Genomic DNA, 24,777 nt, shown 5'->3' on the forward strand with positions numbered 1-24,777 from the left:
TGAGCACGTATCGGACATAATCCGAGGCCGTAGCGGGCAGCCCGCTCGGCCTCCAAGTGAGGAGAGCAGTGGCAGGCAAGGCCCGCGTGCACGAACTGGCCAAGGAACTGGGCGTGACGAGCAAGCAAGTGCTCGAGCGACTCAAAGAACAAGGTGAGTTCGTCAAATCCGCGTCGTCGACCGTCGAGGCCCCCGTGGCCCGTCGACTTCGCGAATCATTCCCCAAGAAAGACGGCGGCTCCGCCGCACCCAAGCCCAGCGGTAACGGCGGCGCACCCAAGCCCGGTGCGCGTCCGCGTCCCGGCCCCAAGCCCGGCGGCAATGCGTCGGCGCCCAAGCCCGGTCCCGCTCCGGCACCCGAGGTGAGCGCGCCGGCAGCCCCGGCCCGTCCCGCGGCCGCCACCCCGGCGGCCCCGGCCCCGCAGGCCCCGGCTCCCGCGCCGAGTGCTCCGGCAGCCAAGCCCGCAGCACCCAAGCCGGCTGCTGCGTCGGCACCCGCGCCCGCAGCGCCGTCGGCCCCGAGTCCCGGTCCGCGCCCCGGACCGAAGCCCGGTCCGCGTGCACCACGGGTCGGGAACAACCCGTACTCCTCGGCACCGGCCCCCGCGCCGCGTCCGCAGGGTCCGCGTCCCGGCCCCGGTCAGGGCGGTCCCCGTCCCGGCGGTGGACGTCCCGGCGCGCAGAATCGACCCGGTCAGGGTGGCGGACGTCCCGCTCCCGGCCAGGGCGGTCCCCGTCCCAGCCCCGGCAACATGCCGCCGCGCCCGAACCCGGGTGCGATGCCCAGCCGTGCCAGCCGACCCGACGCCCGGCCCGGTGGCCGCAGCGGCGGTCCCGGTAACCGCGGTGGTGGCGGCGGTGGCTACCGCGGCGGCGGTGGCGGTGCTCCCGGTGCCGGCGCACCCGCAGGTGGCGGCGGTTTCCGCGGCCGCCCCGGCGGTGGTGGACGTGGTCGCGGCGGTGCCGCGGGTGCGTTCGGACGTCCCGGCGGTGCGCCCCGCAAGGGCCGCAAGTCGAAGCGGGCGAAGCGCGCCGAGTACGAGAACATGCAGGCACCAGCGGTCGGTGGTGTCCGGCTGCCGCGTGGCAACGGTGAGACCATCCGTCTCGCCCGTGGCGCCTCGCTGTCGGACTTCGCAGACAAGATCGACGCCAACCCGGCATCGCTGGTCCAGGCGTTGTTCAACCTCGGCGAGATGGTCACGGCGACGGAGTCGGTCAACGACGAGACGCTGGAGCTGCTCGGCTCGGAGATGAACTACACCGTCCAGGTGGTCAGCCCCGAGGACGAGGACCGCGAACTCCTCGAGAGCTTCGACCTGTCCTACGGCGAGGACGAGGGCGACGAGGAAGACCTCGAGCAGCGTCCGCCGGTGGTCACCGTCATGGGCCACGTCGATCACGGTAAGACCCGACTGCTGGACACGATCCGTAATGCCAGCGTCCGCGAGGGCGAGGCCGGCGGCATCACCCAGCACATCGGTGCCTACCAGGTGAATACGCACCTCAACGGCGATGATCGGCTCATCACCTTCATCGACACCCCGGGTCACGAGGCGTTCACCGCCATGCGTGCCCGCGGTGCGAAGGCCACCGACATCTCGATCCTGGTGGTCGCCGCCGACGACGGCGTCATGCCGCAGACGGTGGAGGCCATCAACCACGCGCAGGCGGCCGACGTGCCGATCGTGGTGGCGGTCAACAAGATCGACAAGGAAGGTGCCGATCCGCAGAAGATCCGCGGTCAGCTCACCGAGTACGGTTTGATCCCCGAGGAGTACGGCGGCGACGCCATGTTCGTCGACATCTCGGCCAAGCAGGGCACCAACATCGACGAACTACTCGAAGCGGTGCTGCTGACCGCCGACGCGTCGCTCGACCTGCGGGCGAACCCGGACATGGACGCCCAGGGTGTGGCCATCGAGGCGCACCTCGACCGTGGTCGTGGACCCGTGGCGACCGTGCTCATCCAGCGCGGCACGCTCAGGGTCGGCGATTCGATCGTCGCCGGCGACGCCTACGGACGTGTGCGCCGCATGGTCGACGAACACGGTGACGACATCGAGGCGGCCCTGCCGTCGCGTCCGGTTCAGGTGATCGGTTTCACCTCGGTGCCCGGGGCGGGCGACAACCTGCTCGTCGTCGAGGAGGACCGCATCGCCCGGCAGATCGCCGACCGCCGCAATGCGCGCAAGCGCAACGCGCTGGCCGCACGCAGCCGCAAGCGGATCAGCCTCGAGGACCTGGATTCGGCGCTGAAGGAAACCAGCCAGCTGAACCTGATCCTCAAGGGCGACAACTCCGGTACCGTCGAGGCCCTCGAAGAGGCGCTGCTCGGTATCGACATGGGCGACGAGGTGTCGTTGCGCGTCATCGACCGCGGTGTCGGTGGCGTCACCGAGACCAACGTCAACCTGGCGGCCGCCTCGGATGCGATCATCATCGGGTTCAACGTCCGCGCGGAGGGCAAGGCCACCGAGCTGGCCAACCGCGAGGGCGTCGATATCCGGTACTACTCGGTGATCTACCAGGCCATCGACGAGATCGAGAGCGCGCTCAAGGGCATGCTCAAGCCGATCTATGAAGAGGTGGAACTCGGCCGCGCCGAGATCCGCGCCATCTTCAAGTCGTCGAAGGTCGGCAACATCGCCGGTTGCCTGGTGCAGTCGGGCATCGTCCGCCGCAACGCCAAGGCACGTCTGCTCCGCGACAACGTCGTGGTGGCCGAGAATCTCACCATCGCCTCGCTGCGACGGGAGAAGGACGATGTCACCGAGGTTCGCGAAGGCTACGAATGTGGTCTCACGCTGACCTATAGCGACATCAAGGTCGACGACGTCATCGAGAGTTACGAATTGCAGGAGAAGGCGCGCGACTGACGCGCAGCGCAACAATCGAGGCTCCCCTCCCGCGGGCGGTGTCCGGGTTCGCCCGGACCGCCCGCCGGGAGGGGAGTATCTTCTGACCTCTGGGAGGACACCGATGGCCGATCCGGCACGAGCACAACGTCTCGCCAAGCGGATCTCGTCGATCGTCGCGTCGGCGATCGCCAACGAGATCAAGGACCCGCGTCTGGCGCATGTCACGATCACCGACGCGCGGGTCACTAATGACCTGCACGACGCCACGGTGTTCTACACCGTGATGGGATCCACCCTGGACGAGGAACCCGACCTCGTCGCCGCCGCGGCCGGCCTGGCCAAGGCGACCGGCATCCTCCGATCGAAGGTGGGCGCGGGCACCGGGGTGCGGTTCACCCCGACGTTGACCTTCGTCCTCGACACCGTTCCCGATGCCGCGCGGCAGATGGAGGAACTGGTGGCGCGGGCCCGGGCCAACGACGAGCTCGTCGCACGTCGTGCCGCGGGCGCCGAACCGGCCGGCGACGCCGACCCGTACCGCAGCAAGGACGCCGACGAATCCGATGCCGTGACCGGCGAAGTCGAGCAGTAGTGGTCGACGCCTCGAGTGCGGCCGTCGCCGACACGCTTCGCCGTACCGCCGAGAGTGGCGGTGCGGCGACGATCCTGTGTCACGTCCGCCCCGACGCCGACACCATCGGCAGTGGTCTCGCCCTCGGACTGGCACTGGACCGTCTCGGCGTGGATGTCGAGATCGCCTTTCCGGGTCCGGAGACCCTGCCCGCGGCCCTCGGTGCACTTCCCGGCGCGAAATTGCTCGTCGACGCCCCCGGCGTCCGGGGAAGTGATCTCGTGATCTCGGTGGACGCGGCCAGCGTCGAGCGGCTGGGCGTCCTGGGGCCTCTCTTCGATGCGGCCGCCACCTCCCTCGTCATCGACCACCATGCCTCCAACAAGGGTTTCGGCGATCTGAACTTCATTGATCCGCAAGCAGATTGCACCGCGGTGCTGGTGCTGCGGATACTCGACGATCTCGGTGTCGACCTCGACAGTGACATCGCGACGTGCCTGTATGCGGGTCTGACCACCGACACGGGGTCCTTCCGGTGGGCGCGCCCGAACTCATACCGCATCGCGGCCCGACTGATCGACGCCGGCGTCGACTCCCGCACCTGGAGTCGGCGGCTGTTCGACACGCATCCCTTCGCCTGGCTGGGGATGGTCGCCGGTGTTCTGGCGTCGGCTCAGTTGGACGCTGCGGCGTGTGACGGCGAGGGACTGGTGTACGCCGTGGTCGACCGTGCGGCGTTGAGCGGGATGAGCTGGGAAGAGTCCGAAAGCGTCATCGACATCGTGCGCACCACCGCCGAGGCCGAGGTTGCGGCCGTGTTCAAGGAAGTCGACGCCGACAGCTGGACAGTGTCGCTGCGGTCGAAGAATACCGTCGATCTGGTCCCGGTCGCGCGAGCGCACGGCGGCGGCGGCCATCGAAACGCCTCCGGCTACAGCGACACCGGTTCGGCCGACGAGGTGATCGCCCGGCTGCGGGAGTCACTCTGAGCGGATCACCGACGACGACCGGCCCCGACATCGATGCCGGGATGCGACGCGTCGGGACCCTCACCATCTCGGCGCTTGCGGTGCTCATCGCCCCGCCGCTGTACCTACTGCTCGACCTGGCCGTGGTCGGCCGGCTCGGCGGTGACGAACTCGCCGCGCTCGCCGTCGCCACCCTGGTTCTGTCGATCATCAGCACCCAGCTGACGTTCCTCTCGTACGGAACGACGGCACGCTCGGCTCGACGGTTCGGCTCCGGTGATCGTGCCGGCGCCATTTCCGAAGGCGTACAGGCGAGTTGGATCGCGCTCGGCGCAGGTCTGCTGATCGTCGCCGTCACCTGGCCGATCGCGCCGTATGTGATGCGGGCATTGGTGGGTGATGCGTCCTCATCGTCGGCGACGGTGGCCACCGACGCCACCGAATGGCTGCGTGTGGCGGTGTTCGGCGTCCCGCTGATCCTGCTGTCGATGGCCGGCAACGGCTGGATGCGTGGCGTGCAGGAGACCCGTCGTCCGGTGATCTATGTGCTTGTCGGACTGTCACTTTCGGCGGTTCTCGTGGTCGGGCTGGTGCATGGACTGTGGGGGTTCCCGCGTCTGGGCATCGTCGGTAGCGCGATCGCCAATGTCATCGGGCAGTCCATCACCGGTGTCCTGTTCGCGACGCGGGTGATCCGCGAACACACCCGCGATTCGGGGGTGAGCTGGGCGGCATTCCGGCCCGATCGCGCCATGATCGGGGCACAACTGGTCATGGCCCGCGACCTCATCGTGCGCAGTCTCTCGTTCCAGATCTGCTTCGTCTCCGCGGCCGCCGTCGCCGCCCGATTCGGCGTCGCGCAGGTCGCGGCGCATCAACTGGTCCTGCAACTGTGGGAGTTCATGTCGTTGTTCCTGGACTCGGTGGCGATCGCCGCGCAGGCGCTGGTCGGTGCCGCGCTCGGCGCCGGTTCGGTGTCCGTGGCCGTTTCGGTGGCCCGACGGGTGACGATCATGTCGGTGGCGGCGGCGGTGTTCATGGCCGGGGTGTTCGCCGCCGGCTCGTCGGTCCTGCCTCGGGTGTTCACCTCCGACGACGCGGTGCTCGACGCGATCGGTGTGCCGTGGTGGTTCTTCGTCGCGATGTTGCCGATCGCGGGTGTGGTGTTCGCCTTCGACGGCGTGCTTCTCGGTGCGGGCGACGCGGCGTTCCTGCGCACTGCCACCCTGATCGCCGCGTTGTGCGGGTTCCTGCCGTTGATCTGGCTGTCGCTGATTTTCGATTGGGGACTGGCCGGGGTGTGGACCGGCCTCGTCGTGTTCATGATCCTGCGGCTGGCCGCCGTCGGGTGGCGGATCGCGTCGGGGCGCTGGCGGCGGGTGGGAGTCGGCTGACGCGCGGTGTTCACTGCTGCGACGGCCACCCCGGTGGTTGCTGTGGCTGCTGTGGTGGCCAGGGCCCGGGTCCGGGTTGATGGCCGTACCAGCGGGGTCCGTGACCGTCCGGGTCCGTGACAGTACCGTGCAACGGCGTCGAGGGAGACTTCTGGTGGTCGGTGATCCCACGGCGCAGGAGCAGGCCGATGCCGTCGTAGGCCCACACGAGCAGAATGCCCAGGACCGTCAGCCCGAATGCGAGGCCGAGGAACGCGGCTCAGTTCGCCGTCGCCGCGTACACCGCGACGTCCCAGGGAATCCAGAGATCGCGGCTGGAAGGTGAGCGGCCAACCGCCGAGCCACACCACGCCGACGGCGGGTAGAACGCCGATCAGGCGGCGGGCATCCGGTGTCGTGCGAGACCCCATCCGGTGATGGGGCCGATCAGCAGCGTGATTCCGATGCGCCGGGTGCCAAAATTGCCGGGATCGCCGGGAGTGGCGGTCCCGAGGGGGTACGGAGCTGCCATCGTCACATCACCTCTCCGGCGTCGTTCGCGGGGACTCGATCCGTACTAGTTCAAGCCGTACTAGTTCAAGCCGCAGTGGTTCAAGCCGCAGTGGTTCAAGCCGCGGTCGTTCAGGACTGCGGTGGCCACGACTGCTGCGGCGGTGGCCATCCCTGCCCCTGCGCGGGCGGTGTCGGACCGGCTTGGCCCGGCCACTGCGTGCCGTAACCCTGCGTGCCGTAACCCTGGCCGTGACCCCCGACGCCGCCGAACGGCGACGACGGCGGCGGGGAGGCGTTGCGTTGTGATGCCAGCCCGAAGCCGTCGCACCCCCAGAAGATCAGGATGCCGACGATCCAGAAGGCGTAGTCGATGGCGTTGCCCGCCAGCGCACGCCGGAAGTCGCTGTCGATGTATGGCAGTTCCCAGTTGGCCCACACGGCCAGCGCGATCAGGATCGCCACGGGCAGGAGACCGATCCAGGTGAAGCCGGTCCGCCGCCGGGCGATGGTCCACCCGAGGATGACACCGGAGTACAGCACCACGGTCCCGGTCCACCAGAGCGCCTTGAACTGCCAGTCCGCCCAGTCGAGGAAATTGTCCTCAGACACCACCCAGAACACCTGCAGGATTCGGTGGACACCGATCAACACCAGCGCGACCAGGGCTCCGACGATCCGCCGGGTCGTCGTCCGTCCCCACAGTGCCAGGACCCCGACAAAGATCAGGCCGAGCACGGACCAGGCCGCCAAGTTCGGCCACTCATCGACATCCACCTGGATCAGCACGTACTGCAGTGCCACCGACAGCACGAAGAACACCACGCCGATACCCGCGCTGATCAGCGCCTGCACCCACCACGGCCCACGGTCACCGAGGGCGGGGCTGCGGGCGGGTACCGGTGCAACGGGAGGATAGCCAGGGGAGTACACCGCGTGATCATGTCACGTGGACCCGGCCACCGCCGGGATAGTGTCATCCGGGCGCATGGCACGATGGATCCCCGTGGCAACTCTCTGGGCGATCAGCGATCTGCACGTTGCGCATCGCGGCAACGAGCACATCGTCGACCAGATCCGTCCGACCTCCGATCAGGACTGGCTGATCGTCGCCGGCGACGTGGCCGAACGCACCGACGACATCGTCGACACCCTGCGACGGTTGCGTGCCCGATTCCACACCGTCGTCTGGGTGCCCGGCAATCACGAGCTCTACACCACCGCCAGGGATCCGCTGCAGATCTTCGGCGCGGCACGCTACGACTACCTCGTGCAGGCCTGCCGTGACCTCGGTGTCGTCACGCCCGAGGACATCTACCCACTGTTCGATCCCGGTGACGGATCCGCGCCGGTGCGGGTGGTGCCGATGTTCCTGCTCTACGACTACACCTTCCGGCCCGAGGGAACCTCGACGGCACTGGCGGCCCTGGCGTTGGCGCGGGAACGCAATGTGGTGGCCACCGACGAATTCCTGTTGTCGCCGGAGCCCTACCCGACCCGCGACGCGTGGGGGCGGGCGCGGGTGGCGGCGACCCGGGCCCGGCTCGAGGCGCTCGACCCGGCCGAGCAGACGATCCTGATCAATCATTGGCCGCTGCGGCGTGAACCGACCGACGCACTGATGTATCCGGAGTTCGCCTTGTGGTGCGGCAGCACCGAGACCGCGGACTGGCACACCCGCTTCAACGCGGCCTGCTGCGTGTACGGACACCTGCACATCCCGCGCACCACCTTCTACGACTTCGTGCGGTTCGAAGAGGTGTCGGTGGGTTATCCGCGGGAATGGAAGCGGCGCGGTCTGCCCGAACCATTGCTGCGGCAGATCACTCCCGACCCGGGACTCCGCGAAGAGGATCTGCCGCCGCACGGCGCACGCTTCGAACTGCCGCCCGATTATGAGAGGCGGGCCGAGGAGTTCCAACGGCGACGCGCCGAGCGCCGGGAACGACAGGCGGCCCGACGTGCGCAAAGCTCCCCGACCCAGCCGACGCCGGAAGGACCCGAGACGTGATCGAACGCCTGCTGCCCTCGGGTGTGGCCTCGGCCGAATCCTTCGGTGACCCACCGGGTCTCACCCCGCTGCCGGGGGAGGAGTCGCTGATCTCCCGTGCGGTGGAGAAACGTCGCCGCGAGTTCACCACCGCGCGGCACTGTGCCCGCGAAGCGCTCGGCCAACTCGGCATCGAGCCCGTCGCGATCATGCGGGGCGAGCGCGGAATGCCGTTGTGGCCCAAGAATGTTGTCGGCAGTCTCACCCATTGCGACGGATACCGGGCGGCGATCGTCGGTTACGGCATGGCGGTTCGATCCCTCGGCATCGACGCCGAACCCCACGACGCGCTACCCGACGGCGTGCTCGACCACACCAGCCTGCCGGAGGAACGTGAGGTTCTCGCCGGGCGTCCGGACACCCTGCACTGGGATCGACTGTTGTTCTGCGCCAAGGAGGCCACCTACAAGGCGTGGTTCCCGCTCACCGAGCGGTGGCTGGGATTCGAGGACGCGCACATCACCTTCGCCCGGGACGACGACGCCGCCGGTGCACCGACCGGAACGTTCCGGTCGCGCATCCTGATCGACGGTCGCACCGTCGACGGAGGAGCTCCGCTCGACGAACTGCACGGACGCTGGACGGTCGACAACGGCCTCATCCTCACCACGATCGTGAACGTCTGACATGGCCGACGCATCGATCGAAAACGCCGGTCTGGTCATCGTCGACAAGACCGCCGGGATCACCAGCCACGACGTCGTCGCTCGGTGCCGCAAGATCTTCAACACCCGCCGGGTCGGTCACGCGGGCACCCTCGACCCGATGGCGACCGGTGTGCTCGTGGTCGGAATCGAGAGGGCGACAAAGCTTCTCGGGCTGTTGTCGTTGACCACCAAGAGTTACACCGCCACCATCCGGCTGGGCGCGGCCACCGACACCGATGACCGCGAGGGGCAAATCATCTCCCGCGGCGCGGTCGAGGCGATCACCGACGAGGCTGTCGATGCCGCCGTCGCAGATCTCACCGGCGACATCCAACAGGTGCCGGCCAAGGTCAGCGCCATCAAGGTCGACGGCCGACGTGCGCACGCCCTGGTGCGCACCGGAGCCGACTTCGACCTCGAGGCGCGTCCGGTGGTGGTGTCGCGCTTCGAGATTCGTGACCGCCGCCGCGTCGACGTTGCGGCCGATGAGGCCTACCCCGGAGGCGCGTTCCTCGACCTCGACGTCGAGGTCGACTGTTCAGCCGGCACCTACATCCGTTCGCTGGCACGCGATCTCGGGGCGGCGCTGGGCGCGGGCGGACATCTCACCGCCCTGCGGCGCACCGCGGTGGGGCCGTTCACGCTCGAGCATTCCCGCACGCTCGACGATCTCGCCGAGACCCCACGACTGTCGCTGACGATTGACGAGGCGGCCCTGTTGTCGTTCCCGCGGCGCGACATCGACGACGACGAGGCCGAATCCATCTCACAGGGGCGGTGGCTGCGGCCGATCGGCCTGACCGGAATCCACGTCGCCGTCGATCCGTCCGGACAGGCGATCGCGCTCATCGAGGAGAAGGGCCGTCGGGCGAGTTCGGTGATGGTGGTGCGACCGGCTACGCTGCGCTGACACCGCACACGCCAGTTCACATGTGAGGTGCGCCGACCCCTCGGCATTCATGACCGGCGTCACGTCGTCGTGCGCTGTCGACTATTCTGATCACGTACGTATCCAGATCGGGGGCGCAGGATGACGAGGTCGATGGGTCGGCACCGGCGACGCGGTGACGCCAACAGCGATGATGCAGGTCAGGACGCGGGTAACGACGGCTCCGAGGTGGCCGTTGTCCGGCCGGGCGTCGCCGAATCCGTGCGACCGGCGACCGGCCGGTACCTCACGGACTGGCAGAACACCATTGCGCGGTTGACCACGGAACAGACCCGCATCTCCATCGCCACCCCACGGCGTGCCACCAGCGCGGAGCACGCCGGGCAGCGGATTCAGGAAGCCCTCGACGGGTGGGCGGCTGCCGGTGCGGCCGCGAACGTCGCGATGCAACTGGGTTGGCCGGAAGTGGGCTACGGCGTGATGGAATCCCGCGTCGAATCCGGGGCACTGATGGTGCACCCGTGGAAGCGCCTACGCACCACCGCCCAGTACCTCGCCGTGGCCATTCTCGGCACCGAGGAGGAGCGCGCCGCCTACCGGGAGGCGGTGAACTCGGCCCACCGCCACGTGTGCAGCACCGAATCCTCACCGGTGAAGTACAACGTCTTCGACCGGGAACTGCAGATGTGGGTCGCGGCGTGTCTGTTCATCGGTTTCGAGGACACCCACCAGCTGCTGTTCGGAAAGATGACCCCCGAGCAGGCCGAGGAGTTCTACCAGAGTGCCCGCCCGCTCGGCACCACGCTGCAGGTGCCCGACGACATGTGGCCGGCCACGCGCGCCGACTTCGAACACTTCTGGAACGTGGCGTGTGAGCGGATCGCCTACGACGAGATGCAGCGAGAGTTCCTCAACCGGTTGATCGACCTCAAGATGGTCACCCCGCTGATGCGGTACCCCCTGCGCGGCCTCTTGCGGTTCCTGACGATCGGCTCACTCGCGCCGGTATTCCGCGAGCGGATGGGGCTGCAGTGGCGACCCATCGATCAGCGGCGCTTCGACAATCTCTTCCTGTTCGTCGGCTTCACCAATCGTTTTCTGCCGCAACCACTTCGATTCTGGGCCTTCCACCTGGGGATGGGTGACCTGCGACATCGGATCCGCACCGGAAGGGATCTGGTGACATGAAGACCATCAACCGCATCCTCGACCACCAGATGAAGGTCTCCGAGATCCTCGGAGCCCTCATCCTCATCGGCATCCCCTACGGAATCATCGGCGTGGTGTGGACCTTGACCCACACCGCGCATCTTGCCGACATCGACAACCCGGTCGACAAGGTCGTCTCCTTCCTCGGAGCGATCGTGTGCTGGCCCGTGCTGACGTTCGCCAACGTCACAATGACCTGAAACCGCCCGGAGACACACTGATGATGACACTGGTACGGCTCATCGACCTGTTCGTCGAGTTCGTGAAAATCCTGCTCGGACAGGGCCCCGGGGGACCGATCGTCCGCGCCCTGGCGTGGTTGGTGGTGATCGCGGTCGGTGCGGTGGCCATTGCGCTCGTGGCCTGGTTCGTCGTGTCGATCCCGGCCATCGTCGACGCGATCAACGGTTCCTGACGCCGTCCGAAAGGGATTGTCCGGCTCGGTGATCCGTCGTCAGGGCGTCGGCACGAGGAAGATCGCGCGGGCCGCGATGTCCCCGATGTCCAGGGCGTCGCCGTCGTCGATGGAAATCGAGATCGTCCCGGCGAACGGTCGTTTGCCGGTCACCGTCACCCGGCAGTCGAGCGCCACGCCGACCTCGTCGAAGTAGCGCAGCATCTCCGGGTCGTCGTCGGAGATCCGTGCCACGGTTCCCGACGCGCCGACGTCGAGATCGGCAAGCGAATCGGCATCGGGGGTCGGGACCGAACCGTCGACGGCCGGGATCGGATCACCGTGGGGGTCGCGGTTGGGATGGCCCAGCTTGGCGTCGAGTCGCGCCATCAGCCGGTCGGACACCGCATGCTCGAGGACCTCGGCCTCGTCGTGCACCTCGTCCCAGCTGTAGCCGAGCTCGCGGACCAGGAAGGTTTCCAGCAGGCGATGCCGTCGGACCATGAGAACGGCTGCGGTGCGGCCGGATTCGGTGAGCGTCACCGCGCCGTAGCGCTCATGGGACACCAGGCCCTGATCGGCGAGTTTGCGGATCGATTCCGATGCCGTGGACGCCGACACGCCCATCTTGTCGGCGAGCAGCTTCGTGGTGACCTTGACCTCGGCCCATTCCTGTGAGGTCCAGATCACCTTCAGATAGTCCTGGGTCACCGTCGACAGCTCCGCCACCGCCTGTTCGGCGCCGGTGCCTCGGCGCGGCGTGGACGCTCCTTTGGTGGGCATATCGGCAAGCTTAGGACGCCGTCGCACCAACGGCGAAGCCGACGCTCCCACTGTGTGGATCACGGAGTGATCGCCCGCGCCGCACCGTGTGTGCCGCCGGTCTCGCCATGTCCGGTTCACCGGTGTCGAACGACTACGTCACGCCGGGTTCATCCGGGGAGGCGGTGCTGGTTTGGTGCGCCGTCGCGTCGTAGTCTGGTCGGCGTGTTGCGTTGGCGAGGTCTGGACGATGTGCCCGCGGACTGGGGGCGTTGCGTGGTGACGATCGGTGTGTTCGACGGGGTCCATCGTGGTCATGCCGAGTTGATCGGTGCCGCGACGCGGGCCGCGCACGACCGGGGTGTGCCCGCGGTGCTGATGACGTTCGATCCGCACCCCGCCGAGGTGGTGCGCGCCGGCAACCACCCGCCGCAACTGACCACGCTGACCCGACGTGCCGAACTCGCCGAGCAGCTGGGCATCGACGTGTTCTGTGTCATGCCGTTCACACCCGAACTTGCGTCGCGGACACCCAAGGACTTCGCGCACGACATCCTGGTGGAACGACTGCACGCCGCCGACGTGGTGGTCGGCGCGAACTTCACCTTCGGCAAGAAGGCCGCCGGTGATGTCGCCAAACTCGCCGAACTCGGTGCGAAGTTCGGGTTCGAGGTGCAGGCGATCTCGCTGTTCGGCGAGCATGCGGTCACCTACTCGTCGACCTACATCCGCTCCTGTGTGGCCGCCGGCGACGTCGAGCGGGCCGCCGAGGCGCTCGGCCGGCCGCACCGGGTCGAGGGGGTCGTCGTCCGCGGTGACGGCCGGGGTCGCGAATTGGGTTATCCGACAGCCAATGTCGCACCCCCGATGCATGCCGCCATCCCCGCCGACGGCGTGTACGCCGCGTGGTTCACGGTGCTCGGCGCCGGACCCGTCGTCGGCCAGGTGGTGCCGGGGGAGCGGTATCAGGCCGCCGTGTCGGTGGGCACCAATCCGACATTCTCCGGGCGTACCCGCACCGTGGAGGCCTTCGTCCTCGACACCAGCGCCGACCTCTACGGCCAGCAGGTCGCCGTCGACTTCGTCAGCCACATCCGCCCGATGGAACCCTTCGACAGCATTGACGGCCTGATCAAGGCCATCGCCGACGACGTCGACAAGACGCGGGTGCTGCTGGCAGCCGACAGCGCCGAGACCGACTGAGTTGACGTCGACAACCGGACTCCGGGTCTCCGGAGTTCTTTCTGTCGTGCTCGGAGTGCTTGCGGTCGCAGTTTTTTGGTGGCTCTACTCCGAGCCACGCCACATGCCGTGGTGCAACGGGTCCTGACCACCGATTTGGGTACACCACTTCTCCGCTGGTAAATTTGTCTCTCGGCGTTGCTGCAGTCCGCGGTGGCACGCCGCCGACGAACCGTCCGGGTGGGCGGGTTCGCAGGATCTGAAGTTGACGCGGTACTGAGAAACAGGAGTAATTCCATGGCGCTGACTGCTGCCGAGAAGAAGACCATCCTCACCGAGTACGGCCTGCACGAGACCGACACCGGTTCCCCCGAGGCCCAGGTGGCGCTGCTGACCAAGCGCATCACCGACCTCACCGAGCACCTCAAGACCCACAAGCATGATCACCACAGCCGTCGTGGTCTGCTGCTGCTGGTCGGCCGTCGTCGCCGCCTGCTCAAGTACGTCGCCAAGGTCGACATCAACCGTTACCGCTCGCTGATCGAGCGTCTCGGCCTGCGTCGCTGAGCGACCTTCGACACCGTCGCTGAGCGACCTGTCGGCACTGTCGCTGAGCGACCTTCGACACCGTCGCTGAGCGAACACCAGACACCGCGAACCGGTCATCTCCGCTGGAGGTGGCCGGTTCGTCATATCGGCAGTGATAAACTGACCAACGGAACGTTGCCCGTGACGAAGATTTGACGCACGGAAGCGATGACGAGCCAGATCGGTTTTCGGTAGTGGCCGCCGGAACGTGACCCGCACGAATGGGTCGTAGGACAGAAGTTTCCGGCCGCTTCGATCGAAGGCCGTCTGAGCACACGCGGTGCGCAACGAGTGCGCCGATCGCCTCCCGCCGACGATTTCTCTTCCCGGCAGTTCCGGGGCTGATGCACACGTGCACCCCGATCCGGGGATTCACAGGACAGGTGTTCTGCGTGCACGTCGTGGCAGGCCCACAGCCGTATAACGAAGGCCGCGCGGACGCGGCCACCCCACGGCCGCACGACGCGGCCGCAACGAAGGGATCACCACCCCACATGTCAGATGTGACCACCACCGACGACTTCGCCGACGACTACGACGAAGCCATCACCGAGGCCACTGCCGTCATTGACAACGGCAGCTTCGGTACTCGCACCATCCGATTCGAGACCGGGCGCCTCGCGCTGCAGGCCGCCGGCTCGGTGACCGCCTACCTCGACGACGACACCATGCTGCTGTCGACCACTGCGGCGTCCAAGCACCCGAAGGAGCATTTCGACTTCTTCCCGCTGACCGTCGACGTCGAGGAGCGGATGTATGCCGCCGGGCGTATCCCCGGTTCGTTCTTCCGTCGCGAGGGCCGCCCGTCCACCGACGCCATCCTCACCTGCCGCCTGATCGACCGTCCGCTGCGTCCGTCCTTCGTCGACGGCCTGCGCAACGAGATCCAGGTGGTCGTCACCATCCTCTCGCTCGACCCGAAGGACCTCTACGACGTCGTCGCTATCAACGCCGCGTCGGCCTCCACCCAGCTCGCCGGACTGCCGTTCTCCGGCCCGGTCGGCGGTGTGCGCGTCGCGCTCATCCCCACCGAGGAGAACAAGGCCGGCCAGTGGGTCGCCTTCCCGACCGTGGAGCAGCTCGAGGGCGCCGTGTTCGACATGGTCGTCGCCGGGCGCATCGTGGGTGGGTCCGGCGACACCGCCGACGTCGCGATCATGATGGTCGAGGCCGAGGCCACCGAGAACGTCATCGACCTCATCGCCGGTGGCGCCCAGGCGCCGACCGAGTCGATCGTCGCCGAGGGCCTCGAGGCCGCCAAGCCGTTCATCGCCCGTCTCTGCGAGGCACAGAAGTCGCTCGCCGACGCCGCCGCCAAGGCGACCGCCGAGTTCCCGCTCTTCCCGCCGTATGAGACCGACGTCTTCGACGCCGTCTCCGCCGCCGCGAGCGAGCAGCTGAGCCAGATCCTCACCATCGCCGGCAAGAAGGAACGCGACGAGAAGACCGACGAACTCAAGGCGCAGATCCTCGACCAGCTCGGCGATCAGTTCGAGGGACGCGAGAAGGAGATCGGCGCGGCCTACCGCTCGGTCACCAAGAAGCTGGTGCGTCAGCGCATCCTGACCGACCACTTCCGCATCGACGGCCGCGGCATCACCGACATCCGGTCGCTGTCGGCGGAGGTCGCGGTCATCCCGCGCGCCCACGGCAGCGCGCTGTTCGAGCGTGGCGAGACCCAGATTCTGGGCGTCACCACCCTCGACATGGTGAAGATGGCCCAGCAGATCGACTCGCTGACGCCGGAAACCTCCAAGCGCTACATGCACCACTACAACTTCCCGCCGTATTCGACCGGTGAGACCGGTCGCGTCGGGTCGCCCAAGCGTCGTGAGATCGGCCACGGTGCGCTCGCCGAACGTGCCCTGGTGCCGGTCATCCCGAGCGTCGAGGAGTTCCCGTACGCCATCCGTCAGGTCTCCGAGGCGTTGGGCTCCAACGGTTCCACCTCGATGGGGTCGGTGTGCGCCTCCACCATGTCGCTGTTGAATGCCGGTGTGCCGCTTCGCGCCCCGGTTGCCGGCATCGCCATGGGTCTGGTGTCCGACACCGTTGACGGCGAAACCCGTTATGTCGCACTGACCGACATCCTCGGCGCCGAAGATGCCTTCGGCGACATGGACTTCAAGGTCGCCGGCACCAAGGACTTCGTCACCGCCCTGCAGCTCGACACCAAGCTCGACGGCATCCCCAGCCAGGTGCTGGCCGGTGCGCTGAGCCAGGCCAAGGATGCGCGTCTGACGATCCTGGACGTGATGGCCGAGGCGATCGACGAGCCCGACGAGATGAGCCCGTACGCCCCGCGGATCACCACCATCAAGATCCCGATGGACAAGATCGGTGAGCTGATCGGCCCCAAGGGCAAGACCATCAACGGCATCACCGAGGACACCGGCGCCAACATCTCCATCGAGGACGACGGCACCGTGTTCATCGGCGCCTCCGACGGCGAGTCGGCGCAGGCCGCGATCGATAAGGTCAACGCCATCGCCAACCCGCAGCTGCCGAAGGTGGGCGAGCGGTTCCTCGGCACCGTCGTCAAGACCACCGCATTCGGTGCGTTCGTGTCGCTGCTGCCGGGTCGCGACGGCCTGGTGCACATCTCCAAGCTCGGTAAGGGCAAGCGCATCAACAAGGTCGAAGACGTCGTGAACGTCGGATCGAAGCTGCGTGTAGAGATCGCCGATATCGACGAGCGCGGCAAGATCAGCCTGGTGCCGGTGGACGAGGACGCCAAGTCCGAGGCCCCCGCCGAGAAGGCGACCGCCGACGCCTGATCGTCGGCATCGCCGACGCTCGCCCGCGGACCCCGGCGGCCTCGGGCAGGCTCACATGATCGTCGCAACACCCCTCAGATGGGGGGGTTGCGACGATCATGTCGTTTCAGGGGATCGTGGTCACTTCGGTGCCCATTGGGCGCGGCTGATCGATGCCGGTGCCGGTGAACAACGCCGTCGTGGCGGGTGCGCCGCGGAAGCGGTGCGGGCGATCCTTGACCGATATCGGTCGGCCGTGGGGCGACCGGGTGGACCGAGTAGGCCGGCCGATCCGAATCGGATCATCATGGCGGTGTTCGACCGGTCCGGGTCGAACACCTGACCCGCGATCGGCGCCCCGTCCAACTCGAGGGGGTGTGGACCGGTTCGTCGGCTCACGCTTCTGGTGCGGCGCCGCGTTGTCCCGACTGGCTCAATCCCAGTGATTTGCTGATGATCTCATTCATGATCTCGTTCGATCCACCGCCGATGCCAAGGATACGGGCATCGCGATAGAGGCGCTCGACCTCCGTCTCACGGATGTATCCCATGCCACCGAAGATCTGCACGGCCTCGTTGACGACGTGGTCGCACGCGGCCACGGCGGTGTTTTTGGCCATCGCCACCTCCGCAGACACTCGTTGTCCGTCGACAAAGCGTGCGGCGATGTCGCGCACGAAGGTGCGCGCGGCGACCGTTTGACGGGTCATTTCGGCTAGTTTGTGGCGGATCACCTGACGTGCTGCCAGGGGCCGGCCGAAGGTCGAACGCTGGCGAACCCACGGAATCGTCACATCGATGGCTCGCTGGGCCGTGGCGTATGCCTGAACCGCGAGTTGGAGTCGCTCGCCGTCGAGGCGAGTCATCAGCTGTGTGAAGGCAGTTCCTTCCGGGCCGACAAGATTCGCTGCTGGAACCCGCACATCCTGGTAGGAGAGTTCGGCGGTATCCGAGCACAGGCACCCCATCTTGGGCAGGGCACTCGTCACCGAGAATCCGGGCGTGTCGGTGTCCACCACGAGTAGCGACAGTCCGCCGTGACCGGAGTCGCCGGTACGGACGACCGTCGTGACGTAGTCGGCACGCGTTCCCGAGGTGATGTAGGTCTTGGCACCGTTGACCACGAAGCTGTCGCCGTCGCGCACCGCCTTTGTCGCTTCAACTCAGCCGAGTACCGCTTCGATCCTGCTGCCATAGGTTTCATCCTCCCTTGAGAGGAGCCCTCCGGAAACCCCGGGACGGATCACCCGCAGGCCAAGCAGTTTCTGGAGCGTCAGGTTGGGGCGCCCCTGGGTGCCGGGGGTGACCAACAGTCCGTCGATGTCGCCAAGCTGCATCCCGGCGTCGGCGGTGGCGCGACGCGCCGCGTCAGCAGCGAAATCGCTTGCGCTGCGCCCGTAGACCTTTCCAACCTCGGTCAGCCCGAGTCCGGCGATGGTGGCGATGGATGCCTCACTCATGTCAGCGGCCTACCCAGTTCGGTGCTCGCCGTTCGATGAAAGCCCGCGGTCCTTCTTGTGCATCCGCGCTCTTGATGACCGTTCGGGTTTGTGCGTCGCTATATGCCCAGACTTCCCGATCCCAGTCGGAGCCCAGGGCGAGATTGGGGTCTGCTGCACCGATAGGTGACATCTGATCTGGCTTGCCCGGGAGGGCAGGTCTGGAAGGATGACTATCGTGGCCAAGCCCTATCCGAAAGAGTTCCGTGATGACGTGGTCCGGGTTGCCCGCGACCGCGAGAGCGGTGTGACGATCGAGCAGATCGCTAAAGACTTCGGGGTACACCCGATGACCTTGCAGAAGTGGATGCGACGCGCCGATATCGATGACGGCAACAAACCCGGGATGACTTCTGGTCAGGCGGCGGAACTGCGGGAAGCGAACTAACGAATCCGCCTGTTGGAGCAGGAGAATGAGGTGTTGCGGCGGGCGGCGGCGTATCTGTCGCAGGCGAACCTACCGGGAAAAGGATCTACCCGCTCGTGAAAGAGCTCGCCGCGGACGGGATTCCCGTCGCGGTGACGTGCCGGGTGCTCAAGCTCTCCCGCCAGCCGTACTACCGGTGGCTGACCGACCCGGTCACCACCGCCGAGCGGGTCGTAGCGGAGCGCGCGAACGCGCTGTTCAACGCTCATCGTGATGACCCGGAGTTCGGGTACCGGTTCCTCGCTGATGAGGCCGAAGCTGCTGGCCAGAGCATGAGTGCGCGGACGGCGTGGCGGATCTGCCACGGGAACGGCTGGTGGTCGAGGTTCGGCAAGAAACGAGGCCGGGGCGGGAAGAGGCCCGGCCCACCGGTGCATGACGATCTGGTCGAACGCGACTTCACCGCCGACACACCGAACGAATTGTGGTTGACCGATATCACCGAGCACTGGACCGACGAGGGCAAGCTCTACCTCTGCGCGATCAAAGATGCCTGCTCGGGGCGGATCGTTGGGTACAGTATCGACTCCCGCATGCAGTCCCGTCTCGCCGTGACCGCATTCAACAACGCCGTTACCCGCCGAAAGGGCGATGTGTCGGGCTGTATCATCCACTCGGACAGGGGTTCTCAGTTCCGGTCCCGTAAGTTCGTGTCCGCGGTGAATCGACATGGTCTGGTCGGGTCCATGGGGCGGGTCGGAGCTGCCGGTGACAACGCCGCGATGGAATCGTTCTTCGCGCTGCTGCAGCGCAACGTCCTTGACCGGCAACGGTGGGCGACTCGCGAGGAACTACGGATGGCGATCGTCACGTGGATCGAACGGACCTACCACCGCCGGCGCCGTCAGGTCCGCCTCAGCCGGTTGACCCCGATCGAATACGAGACCATCATCAACACAGCCGCCTCAGCGGCATGACACCGCAACTGTCACCTAATCGTGCAGCAGTCCCTTGTGATAAATGATGCGCTTGCTGGCGGCGACCGCGACCGGGGCGTTGGCGGCGATGGTTTCGGCAAGGGCGATGGCTGACTCAAGGACCTCGGCGTGGGGGACGACCCGGTTCACCAGGCCCCACTGCAGGGCGGCGGCGCCGATATCGACGAGCGCGGCAAGGTCAGCCTGGCAACGGTGGACGAGGACGCCTCGTACGAGGCCCCGGCCGAGAAGGAAGCCTCCGACGCGTGATCGTTCCTGACGAAGCACCGCGGCCCCCGACCATCGTGGTCGGGGGCCGCGGTGTTGACGTGGGTCCCGTCAGCTCGAGCGGACTCGAGCGAGGGCTCACTCGGACTTGGTACTCACCCAGGCCGGACCGATCTTGCCTCCGGTGTGATCGTTGACGTTGCCCCGGATCAGATACCAGCCACCGATCATCAGGACCGCGATGAGCGGAATCCCACCGACCACCACCCAGAAGTCGGTCTTCTCGCCGAGGTTCGGGGAGGAGAGCCAGCCGGAGATCGCCAGCGCCACGATGACGCCGACGAGGAAGACGAGTCCGAAGATCGAGGTATACGGGTACCCGGGCGCCTGGAACGGACTCTTCGGGATCACTCCTCGATTCACCAACTGCCGCAGTCGGAGCTGGCACGCGAAGATGGTGCCCCAGGTGAACACGATGCCCAGTGACGCGGCCTCCAAGGCGATGTCGAAGGCCTCGCCCGGCATCAGAATGTTGAGGATGACGCCGAGGCAGTAGACGATCGCAGTCACACCGATGCCGATCCACGGCACACCGGAGCCACTCATCCGGGTCATCACTTCCGGTGCCTGCTTGGACATTCCGAGACTGCGCAGCACACGGCCGGTGGAGTACAGACCCGAGTTCAGCGAACTCATGGCGGCGACGATGAGCACCGCGTTGATAACGCCACCCATCCAGCCCATGCCCAGCCTGGAGAACACCGTCACGAACGGGCTCTCCACGTCGCCTGCGGCGTTCGTACCGTACTCGGAGGTGGGCAGCATGCAGGCCAGCAGCAGGATCGATCCGCAGTAGAACACGCCGATGCGGAAGATGACGGCATTGACCGCCTTGGGGACCTCCCGTTCGGGATTCTGCATCTCGCCGGCCGCGACCCCGACGAGTTCGATCGCGGCGTATGCGAACACGACACCGCTGAGTACCAGGATCGGCCCGTACCAGGCGTACGGATCCGCGGTCGGCCAGAATCCGCCGTTGGACCACAGGTTGGAGATCCCGGCCTGGGTGGTGCCGACGTGGATGCCGCCGACCACCACGACGATACCGACAACCAGGAACAGAACGATCGCGCCGACCTTCAGGATGCTTGCCCAGAACTCGAACTCGCCGAACGCTTTTGCCGAGAGCAGATTGATCGCCAGCACGACCACCAGGGCGATGAGCGCACTCACCGCGTTGGGTAGTCCCGGGAACCAGAACTTCATGTAGACGCCGACGGCGGACAATTCGGCGATGCCGGTCAGTGCCCAGTTGAGCCAGTACATCCAGCCGGTGACGTAAGCGGCCTTCTCGCCGAAGAATTCCCGCATGTAGGAGACGAACGCGCCGCTGGTCGAGCGGTGCAGGACGAGTTCACCGAGGGCCCGCATGAGGAAGTAGGCGACGAGTCCGGCGAACGCATAGCTGAACAGCAGCGCCGGGCCGACGGAATGCAGACGCGTGGCCGAACCCAGGAACAAGCCGGTTCCGATCGCACCTCCGATGGCGATCATCTGGACGTGACGTCGGCCCAACTCCTGTTTGTAGCCGACCTGTTCGGCGGCCAGATGGGCATGTGGGGTCGTTGTTTCGGTCATCAATTCCTCGTGGGGTTGATCTTCCTCGCGGCTCGGCGACTGCGACATACCGCGAGCGGTGGGTACGGCATGCGCAGAACCGGGGTCGCCGGAAATGCGGACTTCGGACGAGCGTGGACGCTGTCCGTCAAGCGAAGCTAGGTAACAGATGTTGCCCGATCATTACGATCGTGCGCTGGCACGTTACTGGTGGCGACATTTCGGGCATTTCGGAATCCGCGGCCGGTCGCGACGTGACCTATCCTGATTCGGGACGTGCAATCGACACGAAGGATGGGGTGTGGACGATCTCGCGGCAGCGTTGGGATCGCACCCACCGCTGGACTCACTGTCCGACGACGAACTCGGGAGCATTGCATCGCGTGCCACGGTCGTCTCCTTCGAATCAGGCGCCCAGATCGTCAACGGGTTCACCGCGGTCACCCACCTGCTGTGGGTGGTGCTCGCCGGGCAGGTCGAGATCTTCAACCACCCAGAGCCCGGCGCCGACGGGCCGGATGAAATCCTCGGTCCCGGTGGGATTTTCGGATACTCCTCGCTGTTGACGCGCGAACGTGAGGGCCCGATCGCCGTCGCGGCGGGGCCGGTTCGGGTCTGTCAGATTCCCGAAGATGCTGTGCGCCCACTGTTCTCGGGTCTTGCGGGAGCGAGGTTCCTGGCGGGGCAACTGTCTTCGAGCCGGCGACGAGTGGTGCCGACGACTGCCGGGCAGGGGACCGTCGAAGAGTTGATCAGCTCGATCCCGGTCGTGGCATCGGCCGAGGAGTCGGTGGCCACCGCCGCCGAACGCATGACCGCCGCTGGTCAGCCCTACATCGTGATCCCCGCGCCGAACGGACGATTCGGGGTCCTCACCGACCGCGACATCCGCGTTCGGTGCGTCGCCGCGGGCCGCGGTGTGACCACGCCGATCGGCGAGGTGATGAGTTTCCCGGCCGTCACCGTGCGTATCGATGCCTCTGCCGCCGAGGTGCTCACGCTCATCGTCGACCGCGGGCTCGGCTGCGTTCCGGTGACCGGTCCGGGCGGTGAACTCCGTGGGGTAGTGGTGCCCACCGATTTCGTCGCGGTGCCTGCGGGTCCGAGCATGACGTTGCGCCGACAGGTGGCCGAGTCGACAACGGTCACGGAACTGCAGGAGCGGGCGCGCCGGATGCCGTACCTCGTCGGTGACCTGGTGCGCGGCGGACAACCGGCTGCCGAGATCACCCGGGTGCTCTCCCTTGTCCACGACGCGGTGATGCGACGCGCGATCGAATTGGTGTTCACTGCAGCGCCCGAGTTGGATCCCCAGGCGATGACTTGGCTGTCGCTGGGGAGCAACGCCCGTCGCGAGCCGGTGCTCAGTTCCGACGTCGACAGCGCGGTCTCGTTGGCCGACGACCTGGGCGCAGACGAGATCGCCAGGTATCGGGGCGCATTCGCCGAGGTCGACACAGTTCTGCGTGGTGCCGGGATGCGGGTCGACACCAACGGTGCCATCGCGTCGATGCCGCTGTTCACCCGCACACACAGTCAGTGGCGGGCCGCCGCGCGGACCTGGCTCGATGCCCCCGCCGACAACAAGGGCATGATCTTCACCTCGCTGCTCCTCGATGGGCGTCCGATCTGGGGCGACCCGGGACTGACTGCGGTCGCGGAGGTGTTCGGTGACCTGCGATCGCATCCGGCGACCTTGCGCATGCTGCTCGCCGAAGCGCTGTCGACGCCGGCGCGACTGCGGTCGATGCGCGACGTGCTCGCACGCCGCACCGGCACAGTCGACATCAAGCGGCACGCCCTCACGCCCCTGGTGAACATCGCGCGGTGGGGTGCCCTCGCGGTCGGGTCCGTCGAACTCGACACCCGATCGAGGTTGTGTGATGCCGGTGCGTCGGAGGTCCTCGGCGGTGACGCCGCAACGACCCTCGTCGAGGTCTTCGATGTGCTGCAACGGATCCGACTGCGCTATCAACTCGAGCAGATCGAACGGCGGGAAGACCCTTCGGACGTCATCACTCTGCGTCGACTCTCGCCGCTGGACCGGAGCCTGCTCGCTCAGGCTGTGCGCGAGATCTCCGCGGTGCAACGCCGGATGGGCAATGTCGCGCAGTACGCGCCGGTGGAGGATTGGGGAGCCGGCACCGAGCGGTGATCGGGTGCCGCTTCGCCGCGCCCGCCGGTCGAGCCGGTCCGGAGCGATAGCGGAGGAGCGTGTCGTTTCGACGGAGCTCAACGCAAGGAGTCCTCGCGAGCCGACAACGAAACCCGCTCACCCCCAACCGAACCCAGCGCCATCACCCTGCTCTCAGATCGGGCTGTGCTCTGGCGCACCATACTCGGTGGCGGGGTGGGGCCCACCGGTACACCCGGTAGCCTCGACGGTGTGTGCCTGATCTTGTTCGCCGTCGACGCCTCCCCATACCACCGGCTGATCCTGGCGGCCAACCGGGACGAGTTCTTCACGCGCAGTACTGAACCGGTTCACGCCTGGCCCGACCTGCCGATCATCGGTGGACGTGACCTTCAGGCCGGCGGAACCTGGATGGGTGTGTCCACCGTCGGCGCCCGGCGTCTGGCTGCGGTCACCAACGTCCGCGACGGCATCGCCCAACCGATGCCGGACAAGCGCTCACGTGGGGCGCTGCCCGTCGACTTCCTGATCTCCGGGCAGATGGCTCGCGCATCGGCAGGCGACTTCGTCGAGCACGCACCCGACTACGCGCCGGTGAACCTCCTTCTCGACGACGGAGACGACATCTACTGGGCGACAAATCATCCCGATCCGCAGCTGTGCCGCGTCGAGCCGGGCATCCACGGATTGTCGAACGGGCTGCTCGATGAGCCATGGCCCAAGGTCACCCGCGGGGTGACCGCGGTGGGCGCCCATCTCGAGGCCGCACCCGATCGCCTGCTGGACATTTTGCATGACACCGTGATTGCCGATGATGCGGCGTTGCCACACACCGGGGTGTCACTCGAACAGGAGCGTGCGCTGTCACCGATGTTCGTCGACAGCGGCGACTACGGTACGCGCGCAAGCACTGTCGTGCGCATCGGATATGACGGCCACGGTGACATCACCGAACGCCGGTATCCGCGTGGACAGCAACCGCAGACCGTCGCGATCGATTTCTGACCGCACGCGGGTAACGCCGGTTCCGCCCAGGGCGACAACTTGGCGCATACCGTGAATCCCATGACGATGGAATACCGCCCGTGCGGGCGCCGGCGTGGTCAAGGCATGCGCGCTCGGCGTCGCGATGGCCGCGGTGAATCCGAAGAATCTGCTGATCACCGTGTCGGCGGTGGCCGCGGAGATCGCGGCC

At 66.9% G+C, this 24,777-nt stretch carries 21 protein-coding genes and 2 pseudogenes; 16 read left to right on the forward strand and 7 right to left on the reverse strand.

The window, feature by feature from the left end:
• The first annotated feature begins 68 nt into the window (after positions 1-68).
• The 4 genes from infB to ACWDPV_RS22220 all read left to right on the forward strand — a co-directional run bounded on the left by infB (position 69) and on the right by ACWDPV_RS22220 (position 5,794).
• Positions 69-2,879: a translation initiation factor IF-2 gene (gene infB, locus ACWDPV_RS22205; protein WP_449744704.1), complete on the forward strand. Its 2,811-nt coding sequence runs from the start codon at positions 69-71 to the stop codon at positions 2,877-2,879.
• Positions 2,880-2,982: 103 nt separating this feature from the next.
• A complete protein-coding gene (gene rbfA, locus ACWDPV_RS22210) occupies positions 2,983-3,453 on the forward strand; it encodes a 30S ribosome-binding factor RbfA (RefSeq protein WP_348808138.1) in 471 nt (156 codons plus the stop codon).
• Positions 3,453-4,421 carry a DHH family phosphoesterase gene (locus tag ACWDPV_RS22215; RefSeq protein WP_348808137.1) on the forward strand — a complete coding sequence of 323 codons (969 nt, stop codon included), beginning with the start codon at positions 3,453-3,455 and terminating at the stop codon, positions 4,419-4,421. The genes rbfA and ACWDPV_RS22215 overlap by 1 nt, the downstream gene beginning before the upstream one ends.
• A 41-nt stretch (positions 4,422-4,462) precedes the next feature.
• Positions 4,463-5,794 (forward strand): MATE family efflux transporter, encoded by a 1,332-nt coding sequence (locus ACWDPV_RS22220; protein WP_348808136.1) that lies wholly within the window; start codon positions 4,463-4,465, stop codon positions 5,792-5,794.
• Between the two features lie 373 nt (positions 5,795-6,167).
• On the opposite strand, the gene ACWDPV_RS22225 is transcribed toward ACWDPV_RS22220, so the two are convergent.
• Together ACWDPV_RS22225 and ACWDPV_RS22230 are read right to left on the reverse strand one after the other, a co-directional pair.
• Positions 6,168-6,305 carry a hypothetical protein gene (locus ACWDPV_RS22225; protein WP_449744705.1) on the reverse strand — a complete coding sequence of 46 codons (138 nt, stop codon included), beginning with the start codon at positions 6,303-6,305 and terminating at the stop codon, positions 6,168-6,170.
• Positions 6,306-6,415: 110 nt separating this feature from the next.
• Positions 6,416-7,216, reverse strand: a complete 801-nt coding sequence (locus ACWDPV_RS22230; RefSeq protein ID WP_449744706.1) for a hypothetical protein — start codon at positions 7,214-7,216, stop codon at positions 6,416-6,418.
• Positions 7,217-7,289: 73 nt separating this feature from the next.
• Between ACWDPV_RS22230 and ACWDPV_RS22235 the strand changes: the two genes are divergently transcribed.
• The 6 genes from ACWDPV_RS22235 (at position 7,290) to ACWDPV_RS22260 (ending at position 11,493) form a co-directional block, all read left to right on the forward strand.
• Complete coding sequence (locus tag ACWDPV_RS22235; RefSeq protein WP_449744707.1) at positions 7,290-8,294, forward strand: metallophosphoesterase; 1,005 nt, start codon at positions 7,290-7,292, stop codon at positions 8,292-8,294.
• Positions 8,291-8,959 (forward strand): 4'-phosphopantetheinyl transferase family protein, encoded by a 669-nt coding sequence (locus tag ACWDPV_RS22240; protein ID WP_449744708.1) that lies wholly within the window; start codon positions 8,291-8,293, stop codon positions 8,957-8,959. The genes ACWDPV_RS22235 and ACWDPV_RS22240 overlap by 4 nt, the downstream gene beginning before the upstream one ends.
• Position 8,960: 1 nt before the next feature.
• Entirely contained in the window at positions 8,961-9,890 is a 930-nt protein-coding gene (gene truB, locus ACWDPV_RS22245) for a tRNA pseudouridine(55) synthase TruB (RefSeq protein WP_449744709.1), read from the forward strand.
• Positions 9,891-10,022: 132 nt separating this feature from the next.
• Positions 10,023-11,057: an oxygenase MpaB family protein gene (locus tag ACWDPV_RS22250; RefSeq protein WP_449744710.1), complete on the forward strand. Its 1,035-nt coding sequence runs from the start codon at positions 10,023-10,025 to the stop codon at positions 11,055-11,057.
• A complete protein-coding gene (locus ACWDPV_RS22255; protein ID WP_449744711.1) occupies positions 11,054-11,278 on the forward strand; it encodes a hypothetical protein in 225 nt (74 codons plus the stop codon). Before ACWDPV_RS22250 ends, ACWDPV_RS22255 begins: the two co-directional genes overlap by 4 nt.
• A 20-nt stretch (positions 11,279-11,298) precedes the next feature.
• Positions 11,299-11,493, forward strand: a complete 195-nt coding sequence (locus ACWDPV_RS22260) for a hypothetical protein (RefSeq protein ID WP_449744712.1) — start codon at positions 11,299-11,301, stop codon at positions 11,491-11,493.
• Between the two features lie 39 nt (positions 11,494-11,532).
• Here ACWDPV_RS22260 and ACWDPV_RS22265 read toward each other — a convergent pair whose 3' ends face one another.
• Entirely contained in the window at positions 11,533-12,255 is a 723-nt protein-coding gene (locus tag ACWDPV_RS22265; protein WP_449744713.1) for a metal-dependent transcriptional regulator, read from the reverse strand.
• A 204-nt stretch (positions 12,256-12,459) separates the two neighbouring features.
• On the opposite strand from ACWDPV_RS22265, the gene ACWDPV_RS22270 reads away from it, so the two are divergent.
• The 3 genes from ACWDPV_RS22270 to ACWDPV_RS22280 all read left to right on the forward strand — a co-directional run bounded on the left by ACWDPV_RS22270 (position 12,460) and on the right by ACWDPV_RS22280 (position 16,781).
• Entirely contained in the window at positions 12,460-13,437 is a 978-nt protein-coding gene (locus tag ACWDPV_RS22270; RefSeq protein ID WP_449744714.1) for a bifunctional riboflavin kinase/FAD synthetase, read from the forward strand.
• Between the two features lie 276 nt (positions 13,438-13,713).
• Complete coding sequence (gene rpsO, locus ACWDPV_RS22275) at positions 13,714-13,983, forward strand: 30S ribosomal protein S15 (RefSeq protein ID WP_348803490.1); 270 nt, start codon at positions 13,714-13,716, stop codon at positions 13,981-13,983.
• Positions 13,984-14,498: 515 nt separating this feature from the next.
• Positions 14,499-16,781: a polyribonucleotide nucleotidyltransferase gene (locus ACWDPV_RS22280; RefSeq protein WP_348808129.1), complete on the forward strand. Its 2,283-nt coding sequence runs from the start codon at positions 14,499-14,501 to the stop codon at positions 16,779-16,781.
• 374 nt (positions 16,782-17,155) lie between these two features.
• On the opposite strand, the pseudogene ACWDPV_RS22285 reads toward ACWDPV_RS22280, so the two are convergent.
• Together ACWDPV_RS22285 and ACWDPV_RS22290 are read right to left on the reverse strand one after the other, a co-directional pair.
• Positions 17,156-17,914, reverse strand: a pseudogene (locus tag ACWDPV_RS22285) (acyl-CoA dehydrogenase family protein); the annotation flags it as partial.
• A gap of 9 nt (positions 17,915-17,923) precedes the next feature.
• On the reverse strand, positions 17,924-18,220 hold the full coding sequence (locus ACWDPV_RS22290) for a hypothetical protein (protein WP_449744715.1): 297 nt from the start codon (positions 18,218-18,220) through the stop codon (positions 17,924-17,926).
• Between the two features lie 217 nt (positions 18,221-18,437).
• Between ACWDPV_RS22290 and ACWDPV_RS22295 the strand changes: the two are divergent.
• Positions 18,438-19,603 (forward strand): annotated as a pseudogene (locus ACWDPV_RS22295) (IS3 family transposase).
• Positions 19,604-19,618: 15 nt separating this feature from the next.
• Here ACWDPV_RS22295 and ACWDPV_RS22300 read toward each other — a convergent pair.
• Both ACWDPV_RS22300 and ACWDPV_RS22305 read right to left on the reverse strand, forming a co-directional pair.
• A complete protein-coding gene (locus ACWDPV_RS22300; RefSeq protein ID WP_449744716.1) occupies positions 19,619-19,891 on the reverse strand; it encodes an enoyl-CoA hydratase-related protein in 273 nt (90 codons plus the stop codon).
• A gap of 78 nt (positions 19,892-19,969) precedes the next feature.
• Complete coding sequence (locus ACWDPV_RS22305; protein WP_449744717.1) at positions 19,970-21,469, reverse strand: amino acid permease; 1,500 nt, start codon at positions 21,467-21,469, stop codon at positions 19,970-19,972.
• A 280-nt stretch (positions 21,470-21,749) separates the two neighbouring features.
• On the opposite strand from ACWDPV_RS22305, the gene ACWDPV_RS22310 reads away from it, so the two are divergent.
• Positions 21,750-23,603 carry a putative nucleotidyltransferase substrate binding domain-containing protein gene (locus tag ACWDPV_RS22310; RefSeq protein ID WP_449744718.1) on the forward strand — a complete coding sequence of 618 codons (1,854 nt, stop codon included), beginning with the start codon at positions 21,750-21,752 and terminating at the stop codon, positions 23,601-23,603.
• A 231-nt stretch (positions 23,604-23,834) separates the two neighbouring features.
• Positions 23,835-24,587 carry an NRDE family protein gene (locus ACWDPV_RS22315; protein WP_449744719.1) on the forward strand — a complete coding sequence of 251 codons (753 nt, stop codon included), beginning with the start codon at positions 23,835-23,837 and terminating at the stop codon, positions 24,585-24,587.
• Positions 24,588-24,777: the final 190 nt, after the last annotated feature.

This window comes from Gordonia sp. NPDC003504, assembly GCF_053587995.1.

What these genes read in the sequence shown, in the direction of transcription:
- rbfA (WP_348808138.1), top strand. Translation starts at nt 2,983, where the DNA reads ATGGCCGATCCGGCACGAGCACAACGTCTCGCCAAGCGGATCTCGTCG.
- ACWDPV_RS22250 (WP_449744710.1), top strand. Translation starts at nt 10,023, where the DNA reads ATGGGTCGGCACCGGCGACGCGGTGACGCCAACAGCGATGATGCAGGT.
- truB (WP_449744709.1), top strand. Translation starts at nt 8,961, where the DNA reads ATGGCCGACGCATCGATCGAAAACGCCGGTCTGGTCATCGTCGACAAG.
- ACWDPV_RS22280 (WP_348808129.1), top strand. Translation starts at nt 14,499, where the DNA reads ATGTCAGATGTGACCACCACCGACGACTTCGCCGACGACTACGACGAA.
- ACWDPV_RS22260 (WP_449744712.1), top strand. Translation starts at nt 11,299, where the DNA reads ATGATGACACTGGTACGGCTCATCGACCTGTTCGTCGAGTTCGTGAAA.
- rpsO (WP_348803490.1), top strand. Translation starts at nt 13,714, where the DNA reads ATGGCGCTGACTGCTGCCGAGAAGAAGACCATCCTCACCGAGTACGGC.
- ACWDPV_RS22225 (WP_449744705.1), bottom strand. Translation starts at nt 6,305, where the DNA reads ATGGCAGCTCCGTACCCCCTCGGGACCGCCACTCCCGGCGATCCCGGC.
- ACWDPV_RS22255 (WP_449744711.1), top strand. Translation starts at nt 11,054, where the DNA reads ATGAAGACCATCAACCGCATCCTCGACCACCAGATGAAGGTCTCCGAG.
- ACWDPV_RS22220 (WP_348808136.1), top strand. Translation starts at nt 4,463, where the DNA reads ATGCGACGCGTCGGGACCCTCACCATCTCGGCGCTTGCGGTGCTCATC.
- ACWDPV_RS22305 (WP_449744717.1), bottom strand. Translation starts at nt 21,469, where the DNA reads ATGACCGAAACAACGACCCCACATGCCCATCTGGCCGCCGAACAGGTC.
- ACWDPV_RS22265 (WP_449744713.1), bottom strand. Translation starts at nt 12,255, where the DNA reads ATGCCCACCAAAGGAGCGTCCACGCCGCGCCGAGGCACCGGCGCCGAA.
- ACWDPV_RS22290 (WP_449744715.1), bottom strand. Translation starts at nt 18,220, where the DNA reads ATGAGTGAGGCATCCATCGCCACCATCGCCGGACTCGGGCTGACCGAG.